Origin of the sequence: Kitasatospora sp. NPDC101176, assembly GCF_044768035.1 — a bacterium.
GTDB lineage: Bacteria > Actinomycetota > Actinomycetes > Streptomycetales > Streptomycetaceae > Kitasatospora.
Map to the genome: position 1 here is coordinate 1 of NZ_JBIWPA010000077.1, position 1,030 is coordinate 1,030.

The 1,030-nt window shown below is 55.8% G+C and carries 1 rRNA gene; it reads left to right on the forward strand.

Annotated elements, in window-relative coordinates:
- Positions 1–1,028, forward strand: a 23S ribosomal RNA gene (locus ACIRS1_RS38485); the annotation flags it as partial.
- Positions 1,029–1,030: the final 2 nt, after the last annotated feature.

Sequence of the window (1,030 nt, forward strand, 5' to 3'; positions counted from 1 at the left end):
GGCGAAGCTGAGAACTTAAGCGCCAGTAAACGGCGGTGGTAACTATAACCATCCTAAGGTAGCGAAATTCCTTGTCGGGTAAGTTCCGACCTGCACGAATGGCGTAACGACTTCTCGACTGTCTCAACCATAGGCCCGGTGAAATTGCATTACGAGTAAAGATGCTCGTTTCGCGCAGCAGGACGGAAAGACCCCGGGACCTTTACTATAGCTTGATATTGGTGTTCGGTTCGGCTTGTGTAGGATAGGTGGGAGACTTTGAAGCAGCAACGCCAGTTGTTGTGGAGTCGTCGTTGAAATACCACTCTGGTCGTGCTGGATGTCTAACCTGGGTCCGTGATCCGGATCAGGGACAGTGTCTGGTGGGTAGTTTAACTGGGGCGGTTGCCTCCTAAAGGGTAACGGAGGCGCCCAAAGGTTCCCTCAGCCTGGTTGGCAATCAGGTGTTGAGTGTAAGTGCACAAGGGAGCTTGACTGTGAGACTGACGGGTCGAGCAGGTACGAAAGTAGGGACTAGTGATCCGGCGGTGGCTTGTGGAAGCGCCGTCGCTCAACGGATAAAAGGTACCCCGGGGATAACAGGCTGATCTTCCCCAAGAGTCCATATCGACGGGATGGTTTGGCACCTCGATGTCGGCTCGTCGCATCCTGGGGCTGGAGTAGGTCCCAAGGGTTGGGCTGTTCGCCCATTAAAGCGGTACGCGAGCTGGGTTTAGAACGTCGTGAGACAGTTCGGTCCCTATCCGCTGTGCGCGTAGGAGTGTTGAGAAGGGCTGTCCCTAGTACGAGAGGACCGGGACGGACGAACCTCTGGTGTGCCAGTTGTCCTGCCAAGGGCATGGCTGGTTGGCTACGTTCGGGAGGGATAACCGCTGAAAGCATCTAAGCGGGAAGCCTGCTTCGAGATGAGCACTCCCACCTCCTTGAGAGGGTAAGGCTCCCAGTAGACGACTGGGTTGATAGGCCGGATATGGAAGCCCTGTGAGGGGTGGAGTTGACCGGTACTAATAGGCCGAGGGCTTGTCCTCAG